The sequence below is a fragment of the Bacillus sp. 205(2023) genome (assembly GCF_037027485.1).
Taxonomy (GTDB): Bacteria; Bacillota; Bacilli; order Bacillales; family Bacillaceae; genus Bacillus; species Bacillus halotolerans.
Genome location: NZ_JAXCHF010000005.1, coordinates 1 through 17,969, shown reverse-complemented (window position 1 = coordinate 17,969; position 17,969 = coordinate 1). Strand labels below are relative to the sequence as shown.

Sequence of the window (17,969 nt, the reverse complement as noted above, 5' to 3'; positions counted from 1 at the left end):
TTAACTGAAAAAGCCTCCTACCATTTATCATTTATCTTAAGATAGATATAGATCGAATCAAGAGAGGAGAAACCAATATGATACTAGTCAGCTCTTGCCTCGGCGGCATTGAATGCAGATACAACGGTTCGCATGCCGCATCAGAGAAAATTCGAAAACTGATTGAAGAAAAACAAGCAGTGATGGCTTGCCCTGAGCTTCTCGGCGGGTTCTCCACTCCCCGGGAACCAGCAGAAATCATCGGAGGCACTGGTGAGGATGTTCTTAATGGAACCGCGAAAATCATAACGTCTTCAGGAGAAGATGTAACAGATTTATATATGAAGGGCGCGGCCCAAACATTGGCCTTTGCAAAAGAAATCAATGCCTCTGCCGTCATATTGAAAGAAAACAGCCCGTCATGCGGAAGTAATTTCATCTATAATGGCTCATTTTCAGGCAAAAAAATCGCTGGAAACGGAGTAACCGCCGCGCTATTAAAACAAGCGGGGTACCGTGTAATTTCTGAAAACCAGTTAGACGACATATTATAAGGAGGCTCATCATGACGCAAGATATCTCTTTATCCTTCTATAAGCCTGAGCATTTGCCGGAGCTTTACGCATTTACTTTACACAATGATGACAAACGCTTTACCGCTCTCCCTAAAGAGGTGCTGACTCAGGCTCTAAGCATACAGGAGCGCTATCCGGTTGTTATCTTAAAAGGTGATCTGCCAATAGGCTTTTTCATTCTACATACGTCAAAAGAAACCATTGCTCCCTATTCCAACAATCCATTTGCTTTATTGCTCAGTTCCTTATCATTAAACTCTGCCCACCACGGACATGGCTATGCGAAAAAAGCCATGTTTCAGCTCCCCTCTTTTGTTAACGGGTATTTCCCATGGTGTGATGAAATCATTTTAGCCGTCAATCACCTGAACACCCGTGCAAAGCAGCTTTATATGAAAACCGGATTTCTTGATAAAGGACGTCGAAAAATCGGGCCGCTTGGCGAACAGCTGATACTTCATTATTTCTTATAGCCTCTTTTGAAATAAAGTTTCAAAAATTAAAAATGATAGTTGAAATATCATAACAGAAATGAATATACTGAATATTGAGATATATCTATTTTTTATACAGGGGGCATCCTCATGTCAGAACAATTGAATCTTCACAGCCTTACAACGGAATCACGCAATAGCCAAACATCGGAAATATACAAAGCTAATACCCTCGATATCTTAAAAATGATTAACAATGAAGATATCAAAGTCGCTGCCGCCGTTCAGCGTGTCCTTCCCGATATCGAAGCAGCCGTCGAATGCGCGTATGAATCCTTTCAAAATAGCGGACGGCTCATTTACGCAGGTGCAGGCACTAGCGGCCGACTCGGTGTGATGGACGCAGTTGAATGTCCTCCGACCTACAGCGTCAGTCCTGATCAGGTAATCGGATTAATGGCCGGCGGTCCCAACGCATTTTTGCAGGCGGCAGAGGGGATTGAAGATCATGAAGAAGCAGGGGCCGAGGATTTACGAGCCATCCATCTCACCTCAGCCGATACAGTGATCGCGATTGCAGCAAGCGGCCGTACGCCTTATGCAGCGGGTGCGCTGAAATACGCCCGCAAAATCGGAGCAAACACCGTCTCACTTACCTGTAACAGTCAATCTGCCATCAGCAAACACGCTGATCACAGCATTGAAGTCGTCGTCGGGCCAGAAGTCATTACAGGCTCGACACGTATGAAAGCCGCAACCGCTCATAAAATGATTCTAAACATGATATCCACCGCTGTAATGGTCAAAATCGGCAAGGTCTACGAAAACTTGATGGTGGATGTCAATGTCAGCAACAAAAAACTAAAAGAACGCGCCATCAGCATCATTCAAAGCCTCACAGACGTTTCTTATGAGAAAGCGCAATACACACTTGAACAAGCGAATCTTCATGTCAAAACAGCAATTGTTATGCTCAAAACCAGCACAGATCAAAACAAAGCGAAGACATTGCTTGATGAAGCGAACGGTTTTATAGACAAAGCAATTGAAAACTACCATTCATGATAAGGAGAGACAGTAATGGCGACAGGCGGTTTAGCTATCATTCAATCAATGAAACACAAGCTGCCACAATCAGAGCGTAAGCTTGCGGACTACATATTAGCCCATCCCCACAAAGCGATAGAAAGCACAGTCAGCGAAATCAGCGCCTTAGCTAATTCAAGTGACGCTGCCGTCATCAGGCTCTGCAAGTCACTGGGACTAAAAGGATTTCAGGATTTAAAAATGAGGGTAGCGGGCGATCTGGCAAAACCTGCTGTTCAAGGCTACCGGGACATCGCTCCTCATGAATCGCTGCCTTCCATCTCTGAAAAAGCAGCCGGCAATGCCATTCAAGCAATTCAGGACACCTCAGATCTTATGGATTATCAAGAGCTTGAGCGCGCCGTTTCTCTGCTGCTTCAAGCGAACACGGTACATTTTTTCGGTCTGGGCGCCTCGGGAATTGTCGCCAAGGATGCCCAGCAAAAATGGCTTCGAATTCATAAACAGGCGACTGCTTTCACGGACACTCATCTTGTGGCATCTTTAATCGCAAATGCAGATAAGAAAGACATTGTATTTGCCATTTCATTTTCAGGTGAGACACAGGAAATCATCGAGCTGCTTTCGATGGCAAAGGAAAAAGGCGTCACAATCATCAGCCTCACACAATTCAGCCAAACCTCCGTCTCTGCATTATCCGACGTTTCATTATATACAGCCCATTCCAACGAGGCCCTGATTCGAAGCGCAGCCACTTCCTCCCGTCTCGCCCAGCTTTTTATGATTGATGTTTTGTTTTTAAGCATGGCGGCCGAGCAGTATGAAGAAACGGTCGGCTGCATTGATAAAACGAGAGAAGCAATCAAATCTATGAGAAAGACATAAGGCATCATGAAAGGGAGGGGTTTGTATGAGCAAAGAAAAACACTACAATACTCTGGCGGAAAAAATCCTTGAGCTATGCGGGGGGAAATCCAATATTTCTTCCTATACGCATTGCATGACCCGCTTGCGCATTACGCCTTACGATGTCAGCAAAACGGATAGTAAGGCGTTAAGAGAACTTGATGGCGTCCTTGGAGTCGTCGAAGCTGAAACCCTGCAGATTATCCTCGGCACTGGTGTCGTTAATCATGTCACCGCCGCTTTTTCGAAGCTGGTATCATCAGAAGAAGATTTTAATCTAAAAGAGGCCGCCGCCAAAAAGAAATCCGATATCAATCGTAAGAACGCCACCCCGTTTAAGCTTTTTTTACGTAAAATAGCCAGCATCTTCATACCTCTCATTCCCGCACTCGTCGCTTCAGGCTTAATTACCGGGATTACCAAAGCGATAATCCAAGCCGGCTGGCTCTCTGCAGAATCACAAACGGCTATTGTCCTTACAGTCATCGGATCAGGCCTGTTCACTTATCTCGGCATTCTCGTCGGCATTAACGCGTCAAAAGAATTTGGCGGGACGCCTGCTCTCGGCGCTCTTGCAGGGATTCTGATCATTAACCCGGAAATCGCAAAGATCAGCTTATTCGGAGAACAGCTTCTTCCCGGCAGGGGAGGGCTCATCGGCGTTCTATTCGCAGCTATATTCATTGCTTACACAGAACAATTCGTCCGCCGCTTTATTCCTCAATCACTCGATATTATCGTAACTCCAACAGTTTCACTTTTGATCACTGGAATATTGACGTATGTCGTTTTCATGCCTTTAGGCGGGTTCATTTCAGATGTCATCACATCCGGCCTTCTGTCCATCTTAGACATGGGCGGAATCGCTGCAGGCTTTATTCTGGGCGCGACCTTCCTCCCTCTCGTTGTCACCGGGCTACATCAAGGCCTGACGCCGGTGCACATGGAACTCATCAATTCGATCGGTGATGACCCGCTTCTCCCGATCCTTGCCATGGGAGGCGCGGGACAAGTGGGCGCAGCCTTCGCCATATTCGTTAAAACAAAGAAAAAAACGCTGAGAAAAGTGATCACAGGGGGTCTTCCTTCAGGACTGCTCGGCATCGGTGAACCGCTTATATTCGGTGTAACGCTGCCGCTTGGCCGTCCGTTTTTGACAGCATGCTTAGGGGCGGGGATCGGCGGAGCTTTTCAAGCTTATTTTCAGGTAGCCACGGTTGCGATCGGTGTCTCCGGATTGCCGCTCTCCTTCCTGGTTCTGCCTTCACAAATCATCTTATATATCATTGGTCTCTTTATTTCCTATGCGTTCGGCTTTTTGTTGACCTACGCTTTCGGATATAAAGATGAAATGGCTGCCCAGTTCGATTAAATGATGACATTTTAGGAATAGTAACGGCATAGAAACGCGGAAAGGAGCAAGCTTGTGAGAACGAAGACATTAGCATTACTCAGCGCTATTTTAACCGTGTCCATTCTGACGCCGAACGAAGCCTTCGCACAAACCGCCCTTCATCAAGCAGACAATCAGGTTGAGCCGAACACAATAAATCCAGAAACTGCACAGTTTTCGTCGAAGAAACTAAGGAAGGTTGATCAGATGATTGAACGGGACATTGCAGCAGGATTCCCCGGCGCCGTTCTAGTCGTCGTGAAGGACGGCCGTATGATCAAAAAAGAAGCCTACGGCTACAGTAAAAAATATGACGGAGCTGAACTCTTGCGCCGTCCGGCAAAAATGAAAACCCGCACGATGTTTGACTTAGCATCAAATACAAAAATGTATGCGGCCAATTTTGCTTTACAGCGCTTAGTGAGCCAAGGCAAACTCGACGTTTATGAAAAGGTATTTGCTTATTTGCCTGATTTCAAGGATCAGCCTACAGATCGCATCAAAGGAAAAGATAACATTCGTGTCATTGATGTCCTGCAGCACCAATCAGGGCTTCCATCCAGCTTCTACTTTTATAGCCCGGAAAAAGCCGGAATGTATTATTCGCAAGAGCGGGAGAAAACCATTGAATACTTGATGAAAATCCCGCTGGATTATGAAACAGGAACAAAACACGTATACAGTGACATTGGATACATGCTTCTCGGCTGTATTGTCGAAAAACTCACCGGCAAACCGCTTGATGTCTATACGGAACAAGAGCTCTACAAACCGCTGAAGCTGAAACATACGTTGTACAATCCGCTGCAAAAGGGCTTTAAAGCAAAACAGTTCGCAGCCACTGAACGTATGGGCAATACACGAGACGGTGTTATCCATTTTCCCCATATTCGCACAGACACGCTGCAAGGAGAAGTACATGACGAAAAAGCCTTCTATTCGATGGAAGGCGTTTCAGGCCACGCCGGACTGTTTTCAAACGCTGATGATATGGCGATTCTGCTTCAAGTCATGTTAAACAAAGGAACGTACCGAAACGTTTCATTATTCGATCAGAAAACAGCTGACCTATTTACGGCGCCATCAGCAACAGATCCGACGTTTGGCCTTGGATGGCGGCGAAACGGCAGTAAAAGCATGGAATGGATGTTTGGCCCTTATGCAAGCGAAAATGCGTACGGACATACTGGCTGGACAGGAACGGTTACCATCATTGATCCGGCATACAATTTAGGCATCGCTTTGTTAACAAATAAAAAGCATTCACCTGTCGCTGATCCAGCGGAAAATCCGAACGTGTTTGAGGGTGACCAATTTTCAACAGGCAGTTACGGAAGCGTCATTACCGCGATTTATGAAGCAATGAAATAATTGACGATAGGAGGAAGTTGTTATGAAACCTGTCATTTCGCTTATCCTTTCCACCGTCCTTTTTCTTTCATGTTTTCTCGGTGTCAGTCAGACAGCTGAAGCAAAACCCCGCAGCTCAGATGATGCCAAACAGATCGTTGATCGTATGGCGTTAGATGAAAAACTTGGCCAGATGCTGATGCCGGATTTCAGAAACTGGAAAAAGGAAGGTGAGTCTTCTCCGCAAGCCTTCACAAAAATGAATGAGGAAGTCGCTGGCCTCATCAAGAAATATCAATTCGGCGGCGTCATACTATTTGCAGAAAATGTAAAAACAACTGAGCAAACGGTACGGCTGACAGACGCATATCAAAAGGCCAGCCCCAAGATTCCGCTCTTACTCAGCATTGATCAAGAAGGCGGGATCGTGACGAGATTAGGGGAGGGCACTAATTTCCCAGGCAATATGGCGCTTGGCGCAACAAGAAGCAGAATCAATGCATATCAGACCGGCAGCATGATTGGAAAAGAGCTTTCTGTCTTAGGCATCAATACAGATTTCAGCCCGGTCTTGGACATTAATAATAACCCTGATAATCCCGTGATCGGTGTGAGATCATTCAGTTCTGATCGTGAACTGACAGCACGACTCGGTTTATATTCTATGAAAGGTTTGCAACGGCAAAATATCGCCTCTGCTCTTAAACATTTCCCGGGACATGGAGACACTGACGTTGACAGCCATTATGGACTGCCGCTCGTTTCTCATAATCAGAAACGGCTTCGTGAGGTTGAACTCTACCCTTTTCAAAAAGCGATTGATGCCGGAGCAGATATGGTGATGACAGCTCATGTTCAATTTCCAGCCTTTGACGACACCACATATAAAAGCAAGCTTGATGGATCAGATATTATGGTTCCCGCTACACTTTCAAAGAAAGTAATGACCGGGCTGCTTCGGGAGGAAATGGGATTCGGCGGTGTAATCGTCACTGATGCTCTCAATATGAAAGCCATAGCAGATCATTTCGGTCAGGAAGAGGCGGTCGTCATGGCCATAAAGGCCGGTGTTGATATCGCGCTAATGCCTGCCTCAGTTACATCTTTGAAAGATGAACAAAAATTGGCAAGCGTAATTGACTCCTTAAAAGAAGCTGTTAAAAATGGAGACATTCCCTTACAGCAAATCAACAAATCGGTGGAAAGAATCATTTCCCTGAAAATAAAGCGCGGTATTTACCCCGCTCAGCATGACAGCAGCATAGATAAAAAGGTGAAGAAAGCGCTCAAAACAGTGGGAAGCAAACACCATACGAAGACAGAGCAAAAAATCGCTGAAAAGGCAGTGACAGTATTAAAAAATGATCAGCATACCTTGCCGTTCAAACCCAAAAAAGGCAGCCGAATCTTAATTGCCGCACCTTACGAGGAACAAACAGCATCCATTGAAAAAACCATTCACGATTTAATGCAGCGAAAAAAAATCAAATCTGTTTCTCTTACCAAAATCAACTTTGCAGAAAAGGTATTTAATGCTGAGTATGAAAAACAAGTAAAAGAAGCTGATTATATCATTACAGGCTCTTATGTTGTAAAAAATGACCCTGTCTTCAACGACGGTGTCATCGACGACACGGTAACAGATTCAAGCAAATGGGCCACCGCTTTTCCGAGAGCTGTCATGAATGCCGCACTGCAGCACAAAAAGCAATTTGTCTTAATGAGTCTGCGCAATCCATATGATGCCGCCAATTTCGAAGAAGCAAGAGCTTTGATTGCCGTCTATGGTTTTAAAGGGTATGCAAACGGGCGTTATCTTCAGCCGAATATTCCGGCCGGCGTTAAAGTGATCTTCGGACAATCAAAGCCAAAGGGCACGCTGCCAGTCGACATTCCATCCGTCACCAAACCGGGAGACATCCTTTATCCGTATGGCTATGGAGTAAACATCAAAACGGGAAAACCGCTTTAATAAGGAGGAGCATATGAAGAAAACGGTATTGGTTCTTCTCGCAGGGCTTATGATGTTCGGAACAATGACGGCTGCCTCAGCTTCGCCTGATTCAGAAAAACAAACAGCAAAAAAACCTAAAGTCCAGACCGGTATTGATATCCTCTTGTCACAACACAAAAAGCAGCTAAAGGGAAAAAGAGTTGGGCTGATTACCAATCCAACAGGTGTGAGTGCATCCCTTAAAAGCAGTGTAGATATTCTTTACGAAGACCCCAATATTCAGCTGACAGCTTTATTCGGGCCTGAGCATGGCGTTCGCGGCGACGCTCAGGCAGGAGACGAAGTAGGCTCTTACATTGACGAAAAAACCGGGGTTCCCGTATACAGCCTTTACGGAAAAACGAAAAAACCCACTCCTGATATGCTGAAAAATGTCGATGTTCTTCTATTTGACATCCAGGACGTCGGGACTCGTTACTATACGTACATTTATACCATGGCTTATGCAATGGAAGCCGCTAAAGAAAACGGAATTCCTTTTATCGTGCTGGACCGTCCGAATCCCCAAGGCGGAAAAAAGGTTGAAGGACCAGTGCTGGAGCCCGAGTACGCATCCTTCGTCGGACTCTATCCCATTCCGTTAAAGCACGGGATGACCATTGGAGAATTGGCTTTACTATTCAACAAGGAATTTAATATTAATGCTGATGTGTCAGTCGTGAAAATGAAGCACTGGAAACGCTCTATGGATTTTGACGAAACCAGAATGCCATTCGTCCTTCCTTCACCTAACATGCCAACCGCAGAGAGCACATTTGTGTACCCTGCAACAGGGTTAATTGAAGGAACGAATGTATCTGAAGGACGGGGAACGACTAAGCCATTCGAGTTGATCGGTGCTCCCTTTATCAAAAGCACAGAGCTTGCAGAAAAAATGAACAGTCTTGATCTGCCTGGCGTTACGTTCAGAGCTTCCTCCTTCACTCCAACGTTCTCTAAACATCAAGGAACACTTTGTCACGGCGTGCAGCTCTATATTACGGACAGAGAAAAATTTGAAGCGGTTAAAACAGGACTGTCGCTTATTAAAATGATACATGACCTCTATCCTGATGATTTCCAGTTCCTAGCGTCAGGCTCATTTGATAAATTGGCAGGCAACGGCTGGATTAGAACGAAAATCGAGAACGGTGCTTCAATTGATGAAATCATTGACACCTATCAAAAACAGCTGAAGCAATTCAATAAAACCAGAAAACAATATCTCCTATATTAAGACTTAAGAATGGTATGTTACACGTGTAACATTTTCTTACCCAACAAAAGCATGGTCATTTTCCCTTGCCCGCACATCTCGGCAAGGGTTTTTTAAATATAAAAACAACACGCTTTATATAGGAAAACTTTCATTTATTTGGTACAATCTTATTGAAAATGATTATCAATTAAGAGAGCGTTTCTGAAAAGGTGGTCTTCTCCTTGCAAAACTCAATGATTTATCATCCGGTACAAATTGAATATATGAAGAAAACGAGTGATCTCTTCTCAGAACAGCAAATGGCCGACTCATTCGTGCTGATCTTTCATTTAAAAGGTGATGGACATATTTCTATCGGAACGAGAACCGCTCCTCTCCAAAAAAAGACACTGTATGTTTGTCCGCCTCATGAGACATTCGGCATTACATTTGCAGAAGAGAGAAATATAGATGTGTGTCTGATCAGACTTCACTGCTATACAGCGGAATCCCGGCAAGATCTCTTAAAACCATGCACTGAAACTGATTTATCCAGTCTAAACCTTGTGAATGTTTCGCATATCGAAAACCTTTCAGCCCGGCTTCAAGAACTTGCAGAAATATGGACAGAATCAGCCCAGCTTTCTCAATTAAAATGTGTGATAGAGGTTCAGAGCCTGATTTATGATCTATTCACAGCTCATGTATCCGATCAAAACGATACACAGTCTGCGATTGAAAAAACAAAACATTACATTGAAACTCATGCCGATACGAAAATTACACTTGCCCAGCTCTCAAAAATGGCAGGAATCAGCGCCAAGCATTACAGCGAAACCTTTAAAAAATGGACAGGCCAGAGCGTAACAGAATTCATTACAAAAACTCGGATCACCCGGGCAAAGCGGCTTATGGCAAGATCCAACTGTAAACTGAAAGAAATCGCCCATCAAACCGGCTATCAAGATGAATTTTATTTCAGCAGAATCTTTAAAAAGCACACAGGCTCTTCACCTACAAGCTATATGAAAAAACGCAGGCAAAAACTAGCCGCCTATGGAAAGGGAACAATAGGGCAGCTCATTCCTCTCCATCACATACCGTTTGCAGCCGCACTCCATCCAAAATGGACGGCTTACTATTATCAGCATTATTCAGCAGATATTCCAGTTCAGCTCAGCGCATACCGGTTTAATGAAAAATGGGAGGAAAACCTGCAAACGTTGTCCCAAGCTGAACCCGATATCATTTTCAGCATGGATTCTGTTTCTTCAGAAGAACAAAAGCGCCTGAACAGCATTGCAGAAGTATGTTACCTTCCTTCAGAAGAAAACTGGAGAGCTCACTTTCTGCACACCGCCTCGTTTTTAAAGGAAGAATCGGAGGCTGAAAAGTGGCTCGCAGCCTATGACAAGCAGATTTCTGCCGCTAAAATGACATTGCTGCACGCTCAAGAGTTTCGTTATCTCTTTCTTCGTCTGCATAAGCAGCGCTTTTATATGGCGCATAATCGCAGCGTCCGCGAAGTCTTCTTTGAAGATTTAGGATTCAAACCAGCTGACAAACCTTCAGAACAAACGATTTCATTAGAAGACATCACAAATTGCCAAGCTGATTGTATCATGCTCTTTCTTTTTAAAGAGCCGGAAACCATTGCTTATTATCAGCAATTAAAACAGTCGGAAATATGGCAAAACCTAAGCGCAGTGCGGAACGGACGTGTGTATCACCTCTCTTCAGACCCATGGAATGAGTACTCGGCTTGCGGACACGAGCGGATTGTTCAGCAAACCATTTCTATGCTATCCGGTGATAGTCCATGATAAATATGGAATTTGTCCATGGTGTTATGTCTGTTCATTCTCTATAATTCCAATTGATAATAGTTATCAATTGAACAGGAGGCACTATAGATGAAAAAGCTATCTCTTACCTTATTAATCTTGCTTCTCGCACTCACGGCGGCAGCTTGCGGCAGCAAGGAAGAATCCTCTGCGAGCAAAGCGAGCGGCACAAAGTCCGAGAAAAAGAAAATCGAGTATTTGGATAAAACGTACGAAGTAAACGTACCGACAGATAAGATTGCCATTACGGGAAGCGTTGAATCCATGGAAGACGCAAAACTGCTGGACGTTCATCCGCAGGGTGCAATCTCATTCTCCGGAAAATTCCCTGAAATGTTCAAGGACATCACAGATAAAGCAACACCTACAGGGGAAAAAATGGAACCAAACATTGAAAAAATTCTTGAGATGCAGCCAGACGTGATCCTGGCATCTACAAAGTTCCCTGAAAAAACCCTGAAAAAAATAAGCACGGCCGGCACTACCATTCCGGTTTCTCACATCTCATCAAACTGGAAGGAAAATATGATGCTGCTTGCACAGCTGACTGGAAAAGAGAAAAAAGCGAAAAAAATCATTGCAGACTATGAACAGGATCTAAAAGAAACAAAAACGAAAATCAGTAAACAAGCAAAAGATTCAAAAACGCTTGTCATCAGAATCAGACAAGGAAATATTTACATTTATCCTGAACAAGTGTACTTCAACTCAACTCTTTATGGCGACTTAGGCCTTAAAGCGCCGAATGAAGTCAAAGCCGCAAAAGCGCAAGAGCTGATTTCATTAGAAAAACTCAGTGAAATGAACCCTGACCACATTTTCGTCCAATTTTCTGATGATGAAAATGCGGATAAACCTGATGCATTAAAAGATTTAGAGAAAAATCCAATCTGGAAAAGCCTCACAGCAGTCAAAGAAGATCATGTATACGTCAATTCAGTTGATCCTCTTGCACAAGGCGGTACGGCTTGGAGCAAAGTCCGCTTCCTGAAAGCGGCATCTGAAAAATTAACACAAGACTAAATTAGAGTAGGTTTTTGTATGTATTCAAAACAGTGGACACGTATCATTTTGATTACTTCTCCATTTGCTATTGCATTATCATTGCTGCTTTCCGTCCTCTATGGCGCAAAGCAGCTTAATGCTGATATTGTCTTTGCATCACTTTTTCATTTTGATCCGGGAAACACAGACCATCAAATCATATGGCATTCCCGGATTCCAAGGGCTGCCGGCGCTCTGTTCATTGGGGCAGCCCTTGCTGTATCTGGAGCGCTCATGCAAGGCATCACACGCAATTATTTGGCATCGCCCTCAATTATGGGTGTTTCAGATGGTTCCGCGTTTATCATCACGCTTTGTATGGTTCTGCTCCCGCAATCATCTTCGCTTGAAATGATCATTTACTCTTTTATCGGCTCCGCATTTGGAGCTGCATTGGTATTCGGCCTGGCAACAATGCTGCCTAACGGGTTTACGCCCGTACAGCTAGCCATCATTGGCACAGTCACAAGCATGCTGCTTAATAGTTTAGCGGCTGCCATATCGATCTATTTTCAAATTTCACAGGATCTGAGTTTCTGGTACAGCGCCAGACTTCATCAAATGAGCCCCGACTTTCTAAAGCTTGCCGTTCCATTTTTCCTGGCGGGTATCGTCATAGCTGTTTCTCTCAGCAAAAAGGTAACCGCTGTATCACTAGGCGACGATATTTCTAAGAGTTTGGGCCAAAAGAAAAAAACGATCAAAATCATGGCAATGATCTCTGTCATCATTTTAACCGGAAGTGCTGTAGCGCTTGCCGGAAAAATTGCGTTTGTCGGTTTAGTCGTTCCGCATATCACGAGATTTCTCGTCGGCTCAGATTATAACAGACTAATTCCTTGTTCCTGCATCTTGGGCGGCGTCTTTTTAACGCTGTGCGATCTCGCCAGCAGATTTATCAATTATCCATTTGAAACACCGATTGAGGTTGTGACTTCTATTATCGGCGTTCCTTTCTTCCTTTATTTGATCAAACGAAAAGGAGGAGAGCAAAATGGCTAAAAAATATGCAGTGTTAATCGTATTGATTCTCCTCGTCAGCTATTTCAGCATGACCAGCGGATCATTTTCTGTTCGTCCGACAGAGCTGCTCTCCACTCTTTTTCAGATCAATCCCAATCCGCAGTATGAAGTTTTGCTGTTTGACTTAAGACTGCCGCGGATTGTCATGGCAGCCATTATCGGACTCGGACTTGGCATAGCAGGAGCTGTCATTCAGGCCATCACACGAAACGGTCTTGCAGACCCGGGAATATTGGGAATCAATGCCGGAGCAGGGGCAGGTATTGTGGCGTTTATGCTATTGTTCCAAGGCCAGAAAGAAGTAACTTCGATTGTCGCGGCAATGGGAATGCCGTTTTTCGGCCTGATCGGCGGACTGGCTGCTGCTGTTATGATTTACATATTCGCTTGGAACAGAGGCAATTTAGATTCAGGCAGAATTATTCTGGTAGGAATCGCGATTAATTCAGGCTTCAGCGCGTTGTCTTTGTTTCTATCATTAAAAATGGACCCGCAAGATTATGAAATGGCTATGGTATGGAAAAACGGCAGCATCTGGTCAGCAAACTGGACATATATCACAGCGGTTCTTCCGTGGATGCTGCTGTTTATTCCTATTCTTCTGGCCAAATCTCGTTTGCTCGATACCATCCGCTTTGACGAAGACACGGTCAGAAGCCTTGGCATTTCGTCAAATAAAGAAAAAACCATTCTGCTCGTCGCCTGTGTCGCCATCATTAGCGCCTGTGTCTCTGTGGCGGGAAGCATGGCATTTGTCGGCTTAATCGCGCCTCATATTTCCCGGAGATTGGCCGGTGTTGAACACCGTTATATTTTGCCTTTGAGCGGTTTGATCGGCATGCTGCTTGTATTGAGCGCAGACTTTGCCGGAAAACTGTTTTTCCAGCCCGCAGAAGTGCCAGCCGGCATTATTTTGGCGATACTCGGTGTTCCGTATTTCTTATACCTGCTTTTCAAGCAAAAAAAGGGGGAGAATGTTTGAACGGATCTTTATCAGAGCATAAGGCGGGCGACAGGATGTTTAAGCTGTATCTCCCTCCTTCCTACAGTACGGACAGCAGGGCATTTCCTTCTGTTTACGTACAGGATGGCGGTTCTTTGTTTCAAGATCAACTAGAACTGATAGAAAACAGGTTTCATCAAAACAGGGTGCCTGAGCTTGTGCTGATCGCCATAGAGCCTAAAAATCGGCTCGACGAGTATACTCCTTGGCCCGCCGCATCACTCAGCGATCAGTTTCCAGACTTCGGCGGTAAGGGGGCTGACTATCTTTCTGAAATAACAAACCGGCTCATTCCGTTTGTGGAGGGCAATTGGAATGTCTCCAGAAGAGCACAATCCAGAGGTATGATCGGCGCCTCATTAGGCGGCCTCATCTCAATGTTCGCCTTTCTGAGACATTCATCATTATTTGGAAAAATAGGATCTCTTTCAAGTTCATACTGGTACGAGAACGCAGCAGAAACTATCTATACTTCCTCTGTAAGACCGGGTTCAACGCGTATTTTTATGTCTGTCGGCAGTGAAGAAGGCGCCGGAAAACAATCGATTCAGCAGACGATGCTCCAAAAAACAAAATACGTGCACGAGAGCCTAATAGAAAAAGGGTTCACTCAAGATCAGCTATGCCTCGTCATTGAAAAAGGGGCGGTTCACCACCGCAAGCATTTCTGCAAACAATTTATCAATGCACTCGAATGGCTATACGGAAAAAACCGCTCCAACATATGAGCGGTTTTTTCATGCCTTCTGCAAGACGGGTTTTAATTCGAAACGGTTCAGCATATAGCCGAACAAAGCAGCCAGGATTTGCTGAAACAGCATGCCAATCACAACCGGAACGGCTACTTGAGACGGAAAGAAAGTGACGGCAAGAACAGCGCCGGCACTGATATTCCTCATGCCTCCCGTAAAAATAAGAGAGACAATTTCCTCCTGCCGCCTTTTCATCATTTTTCCGATAAGCCACGCCGCAGCATAACCGGTTAACGCGATACAAAAAACAGTGACAGCAATCCCTAAAAATCTTAAATCAATCGCTTTGAAATAAGGAGCTATCGCAGAGCTGTTAATCGCAATCACGGCCATCAGGCACAGCTTTGAAAAGGGAGACAGCGTACTGCTCAACGCCGCGGTTCTTTCTGGAGATGACATCTGATTAAACAGCATGCCCAGGAATGAAGGAATCACTACCATCACAATCAGACCCTTCATCATTCCCCAGATATCCATGTGAACCTGGGCACCGGCCAGCACAGAAAGACTCAGCGGAACGATTAACGGCGACAGCACGGTATCAATCAATATAATAGAAAGCGTCAAACCGACATTTCCTTTGTACATTGCAGCCCAAATCAAGCTCGTAATTCCTGTAGGGATGACAACAGCTAATGTCAAACCCGTGATCGTTAATGGATCACCTTGAAATATGAGATGTCCGCTGCCCCAGGCGAAAAGCGGCATAAAAATATGAAGAACAAATAATGCAAGAATCATAGGAAGAGGATGCGCCAAGGCGTGTCTTAAAGACTGAAAGTTCGCGCTCAAGCTGCCCGCAAACGTAATAAAAGCAAATATCCAAGGCACTGCGCTTTCATATCCATTTAAAAACTGAGACAGCAGCACGCCAAGCACAACACTAGTCGGTGTCAAAAGCGGCATGACTTTCCCCAATACACGGTTCAGTTTCTGAAGCATCATATACAAGTCCCCTATTAAAAATTTCTTTCTCTCTATTATATCAATGCAGTTCAACCATATGTTATATAAAAAAGCCCAGATCTCATCAATCTGGACTTTCATACTTTTATGCCATCTGTTTCATAAGGCCTTTACTTGCATTGTTCAGTCCCTTTAATTCTGCTTCAATTCCTTGCTCTTTAAACTTCGCAACAATTTTATCAAGCGCAACCGCTCCTGAATCATCCCATACGTGAGCATCGGTCAAGTCAATGACAACTCGCTCGATATCCTCTTGATAGATAAACGCATTCGTAAGATCAGTTACTGACGCAAAAAAGATCTGTCCCTTCACTTGATACGTTCTCAGCTTTTGATCTTCTGCATGAGAAACGATCTTCAGCTTCGAGATTTTGGCTACGAAGAATACGGCACTTAACAGAACACCGACGAATACGCCTTTCGATAAGTCATCCGTCACGACAACCGTAATCACCGTCACAACCATTACAATTGAATCTGTAATCGGCGCTTTTTTCAAGCCTTTTAAAGAAGACCAATCAAATGTGCCGACAGATACCATAACCATAACAGCCACTAACGCAGCCATCGGAATGTTTATGACGACATGACTCAAAACAGCAATTAAAAACATAAGAAAAGCACCGGCAACAAAGGCTGATAACCGTCCGCGGCCGCCTGCTTTTGTATTAATAACAGATTGTCCGATCATAGCGCAGCCCGCCATACCGCCAAAAAATCCAGTGACGATATTCGCGATACCCTGTCCGCGGCTCTCTTTATTTTTATCACTGTCCGTATCCGTCATTTCATCAATAATCTGTGCTGTCAGCAAAGATTCAAGCAAACCGACAAACGCCAAAGCAATGGAATAAGGAAAAATAATGTTGAGCGTTTCGAAGGTAAACGGAACATCAGGTATTAGAAAATGAGGCAATGAACTAGAGATATTGCCCATATCTCCAACCGTCCGCACATCCACATGGAATGTGACCGCAATAATCGTCATCACGATAATTGCGACAAGCGGAGATGGCACCGCAGTCGTAAACCTCGGCAGTACATAAATAATAACCAATGATCCGGCAAGCATCGCATACATACTCCAAGATGCACCTTCAAATTGAGGCAGCTGCGCAGAAAAAATGAGAATCGCCAGCGCATTCACAAACCCGATCATCACAGAACGAGGAATGAATTTCATTAATCTCGCAATTTTACTGATGCCTAAGATCACCTGAATAACACCTGTCAAAATGGTGGCCGCAAATAAATACTGAAGCCCGTAATCGGCAACCAGCGACACCATCACAACCGCCATCGAACCAGTCGCAGCCGAAATCATCCCCGGTCTTCCGCCAAAAATAGAAATAATAATGGCAATACAAAATGAAGCATAAAGACCAACCATTGGATCAACGCCGGCAATAATAGAAAAACCAATGGCTTCAGGTATTAAGGCTAACGCCACCAAAATACCAGCAAGAATATCTTTTCGAATATTACCGAACCACTGCTGTTTTAATGTAAAACTATTCAAATATAACGACTCCTTTTTAAAAATAAATCCGCACCGTTTCTGTTGTATTGGGAGCTTAATTATTTTACGGAAGAAAATGAAATGAAAAACTTTCGGAGAAAAAGGGGAAACGTTGAGTATAGTGTATTGAGGTAAGGAGTTATTATACAAAGAGTATCATAATAAATTTTAATCCAATATGCAAGGTCAAATGCTGAAGAAAAAAATGGCAAAGCATATTTGAGCCATTGTCCATGGTCACACCATATCAGGATCAGAAACAAGAATCGTTTTGACTGCTTGAACATTGATGCTGGGTCTATGCCCATCAACTTTTGGATGGCGGACTCGAAGTTTTCCAGCGGCGTTTCTTCCGTAAAGAGCTCAGAAAGCTGTGGCATACTACAGCGCATGAAACCGCGGCCTCCATGACCTGCCGAGCCACTCCGGGCCAACGGATTAGGCGGTTCTCTATTGCCCATTGCAGTGGAATGGAGTTTAGATGAGTTCCCAGTACAAACCGTTTTGGTTATTTACTGTTCTCATGTTGATCATGCTGGCTATTGTATTAGTATTAAAAATATTAGAGAACTTCAAAAGCCGAAACCTCGAAAAAATGAACACCGAGAAAAACGAATCAGTACAGATATAAAAAAGACCAGTTCAGCTGAACTGGTCTTTACCTTGCTTGGCGGCGTCCTACTCTCACAGGGGGAAACCCCCGACTACCATCGGCGCTGAAGAGCTTAACTTCCGTGTTCGGCATGGGAACGGGTGTGACCTCTTCGCTATCGCCACCAAACAATTGAGAGTGTTCTCTCAAAACTAGATAACAGATGTGACATCATTAGACATTAGGTTAAGTCCTCGATCGATTAGTATCTGTCAGCTCCATGTGTCGCCACACTTCCACCTCAGACCTATCAACCTGATCATCTTTCAGGGATCTTACTTCCTTGCGGAA

The 17,969-nt window shown here is 44.4% G+C and carries 15 protein-coding genes, 2 rRNA genes and 1 pseudogene; 14 read left to right on the top strand and 4 right to left on the bottom strand.

From position 1 onward, the window contains the following. Positions 1–77: 77 nt before the first annotated feature. The 13 genes from WA325_RS13525 to WA325_RS13465 all read left to right on the top strand — a co-directional run bounded on the left by WA325_RS13525 (position 78) and on the right by WA325_RS13465 (position 14,517). On the top strand, positions 78–533 hold the full coding sequence (locus tag WA325_RS13525) for a DUF523 domain-containing protein (RefSeq protein WP_305934689.1): 456 nt from the start codon (positions 78–80) through the stop codon (positions 531–533). Positions 534–544: 11 nt separating this feature from the next. Continuing rightward, positions 545–1,027 (top strand): GNAT family N-acetyltransferase, encoded by a 483-nt coding sequence (locus WA325_RS13520; protein WP_105955658.1) that lies wholly within the window; start codon positions 545–547, stop codon positions 1,025–1,027. 111 nt (positions 1,028–1,138) lie between these two features. Next, complete coding sequence (gene murQ / locus WA325_RS13515; RefSeq protein WP_336183783.1) at positions 1,139–2,053, top strand: N-acetylmuramic acid 6-phosphate etherase; 915 nt, start codon at positions 1,139–1,141, stop codon at positions 2,051–2,053. A 15-nt stretch (positions 2,054–2,068) separates the two neighbouring features. Next, positions 2,069–2,920, top strand: coding sequence for a MurR/RpiR family transcriptional regulator (locus WA325_RS13510; protein ID WP_101864827.1), 852 nt, complete (start codon positions 2,069–2,071; stop codon positions 2,918–2,920). Positions 2,921–2,945: 25 nt separating this feature from the next. After that, positions 2,946–4,313: a PTS transporter subunit EIIC gene (locus WA325_RS13505; protein ID WP_336183782.1), complete on the top strand. Its 1,368-nt coding sequence runs from the start codon at positions 2,946–2,948 to the stop codon at positions 4,311–4,313. Positions 4,314–4,367: 54 nt separating this feature from the next. Then, complete coding sequence (gene pbp4b, locus WA325_RS13500; RefSeq protein WP_336183781.1) at positions 4,368–5,705, top strand: penicillin binding protein PBP4B; 1,338 nt, start codon at positions 4,368–4,370, stop codon at positions 5,703–5,705. A gap of 22 nt (positions 5,706–5,727) precedes the next feature. Beyond that, positions 5,728–7,656 carry a glycoside hydrolase family 3 protein gene (locus WA325_RS13495; protein ID WP_336183780.1) on the top strand — a complete coding sequence of 643 codons (1,929 nt, stop codon included), beginning with the start codon at positions 5,728–5,730 and terminating at the stop codon, positions 7,654–7,656. A 13-nt stretch (positions 7,657–7,669) separates the two neighbouring features. Further along, positions 7,670–8,914, top strand: coding sequence for an exo-beta-N-acetylmuramidase NamZ family protein (locus tag WA325_RS13490; protein WP_336183779.1), 1,245 nt, complete (start codon positions 7,670–7,672; stop codon positions 8,912–8,914). Between the two features lie 203 nt (positions 8,915–9,117). Beyond that, the gene (gene btr / locus WA325_RS13485; protein ID WP_248337682.1) at positions 9,118–10,698 is read left to right on the top strand and encodes a bacillibactin transport transcriptional regulator Btr; all 1,581 of its coding nucleotides are present in this window, start codon (positions 9,118–9,120) and stop codon (positions 10,696–10,698) included. Positions 10,699–10,788: 90 nt separating this feature from the next. Beyond that, complete coding sequence (feuA, locus tag WA325_RS13480) at positions 10,789–11,742, top strand: iron ABC transporter substrate-binding protein FeuA (RefSeq protein WP_099043616.1); 954 nt, start codon at positions 10,789–10,791, stop codon at positions 11,740–11,742. Between the two features lie 18 nt (positions 11,743–11,760). Beyond that, positions 11,761–12,765 (top strand): FecCD family ABC transporter permease, encoded by a 1,005-nt coding sequence (locus WA325_RS13475; RefSeq protein WP_105991855.1) that lies wholly within the window; start codon positions 11,761–11,763, stop codon positions 12,763–12,765. Then, positions 12,758–13,768, top strand: a complete 1,011-nt coding sequence (feuC, locus tag WA325_RS13470; RefSeq protein ID WP_044162186.1) for an iron ABC transporter permease FeuC — start codon at positions 12,758–12,760, stop codon at positions 13,766–13,768. Before WA325_RS13475 ends, feuC begins: the two co-directional genes overlap by 8 nt. Beyond that, positions 13,765–14,517, top strand: coding sequence for an alpha/beta hydrolase (locus WA325_RS13465; protein ID WP_202853663.1), 753 nt, complete (start codon positions 13,765–13,767; stop codon positions 14,515–14,517). Before feuC ends, WA325_RS13465 begins: the two co-directional genes overlap by 4 nt. A gap of 9 nt (positions 14,518–14,526) precedes the next feature. On the opposite strand, the gene WA325_RS13460 is transcribed toward WA325_RS13465, so the two are convergent. Then, positions 14,527–15,447 (bottom strand): bile acid:sodium symporter family protein, encoded by a 921-nt coding sequence (locus tag WA325_RS13460; RefSeq protein ID WP_083510113.1) that lies wholly within the window; start codon positions 15,445–15,447, stop codon positions 14,527–14,529. Positions 15,448–15,592: 145 nt separating this feature from the next. Continuing rightward, on the bottom strand, positions 15,593–17,026 hold the full coding sequence (locus tag WA325_RS13455) for a SulP family inorganic anion transporter (RefSeq protein WP_336183778.1): 1,434 nt from the start codon (positions 17,024–17,026) through the stop codon (positions 15,593–15,595). Between the two features lie 423 nt (positions 17,027–17,449). Here WA325_RS13455 and WA325_RS13450 point away from each other — a divergent pair. Continuing rightward, positions 17,450–17,657: pseudogene (locus WA325_RS13450) on the top strand (MFS transporter); the annotation flags it as partial. A 34-nt stretch (positions 17,658–17,691) separates the two neighbouring features. On the opposite strand, the gene rrf reads toward WA325_RS13450, so the two are convergent. Both rrf and WA325_RS13440 read right to left on the bottom strand, forming a co-directional pair. After that, a 5S ribosomal RNA gene (gene rrf, locus WA325_RS13445) occupies positions 17,692–17,807 on the bottom strand. Positions 17,808–17,860: 53 nt separating this feature from the next. Further along, positions 17,861–17,969 (bottom strand): 23S ribosomal RNA (locus tag WA325_RS13440); the annotation flags it as partial.

Bases quoted from the DNA above. Each gene is read 5' to 3' on its own strand.
- feuC (WP_044162186.1), top strand. From the start codon at position 12,758: ATGGCTAAAAAATATGCAGTGTTAATCGTATTGATTCTCCTCGTCAGC.
- WA325_RS13495 (WP_336183780.1), top strand. From the start codon at position 5,728: ATGAAACCTGTCATTTCGCTTATCCTTTCCACCGTCCTTTTTCTTTCA.
- murQ (WP_336183783.1), top strand. From the start codon at position 1,139: ATGTCAGAACAATTGAATCTTCACAGCCTTACAACGGAATCACGCAAT.
- WA325_RS13490 (WP_336183779.1), top strand. From the start codon at position 7,670: ATGAAGAAAACGGTATTGGTTCTTCTCGCAGGGCTTATGATGTTCGGA.
- WA325_RS13520 (WP_105955658.1), top strand. From the start codon at position 545: ATGACGCAAGATATCTCTTTATCCTTCTATAAGCCTGAGCATTTGCCG.
- WA325_RS13525 (WP_305934689.1), top strand. From the start codon at position 78: ATGATACTAGTCAGCTCTTGCCTCGGCGGCATTGAATGCAGATACAAC.
- WA325_RS13510 (WP_101864827.1), top strand. From the start codon at position 2,069: ATGGCGACAGGCGGTTTAGCTATCATTCAATCAATGAAACACAAGCTG.
- WA325_RS13505 (WP_336183782.1), top strand. From the start codon at position 2,946: ATGAGCAAAGAAAAACACTACAATACTCTGGCGGAAAAAATCCTTGAG.
- WA325_RS13475 (WP_105991855.1), top strand. From the start codon at position 11,761: ATGTATTCAAAACAGTGGACACGTATCATTTTGATTACTTCTCCATTT.
- feuA (WP_099043616.1), top strand. From the start codon at position 10,789: ATGAAAAAGCTATCTCTTACCTTATTAATCTTGCTTCTCGCACTCACG.
- WA325_RS13460 (WP_083510113.1), bottom strand. From the start codon at position 15,447: ATGCCGCTTTTGACACCGACTAGTGTTGTGCTTGGCGTGCTGCTGTCT.